Source organism: Psychrobacter sp. TB55-MNA-CIBAN-0194 (assembly GCF_040309505.1).
Taxonomy (GTDB): domain Bacteria; phylum Pseudomonadota; class Gammaproteobacteria; order Pseudomonadales; family Moraxellaceae; genus Psychrobacter; species Psychrobacter fozii.
Map to the genome: position 1 here is coordinate 1 of NZ_JBEOOW010000648.1, position 246 is coordinate 246.

Below are 246 nucleotides of genomic sequence, written 5' to 3' on the forward strand. Positions count from 1 at the left end.
ATATAGCATCGTTTGGATTAATCTCGCTGCCAACTGCCATTTTTGCCCCCAGCTTTTTGAGTAACGCGCATACCGCTAATTTCCATTAGTGGGTCGGCTGCTTTACACATATCAAACAAAGTAAGCGCAGCCACAGATACCGGTGTTAACGCTGCCATTTCTACGCATTTTTTACGGGCAAGTTTGCAGTAGGTGGTTATTTTAATTTGGCTGTTTGCTTCATCAATTACAAAATCAACAGCGACT

1 protein-coding gene is annotated in these 246 nt (G+C 42.7%); it reads right to left on the reverse strand.

Annotation, left to right across the window (positions count from 1 at the left end; translation table 11 throughout):
- Nucleotides 1-17: 17 nt before the first annotated feature.
- The coding region (locus AAEY75_RS16605; RefSeq protein ID WP_352260262.1) for a cyclic pyranopterin monophosphate synthase MoaC at nucleotides 18-246 on the reverse strand (229 nt) is incomplete at its 5' end.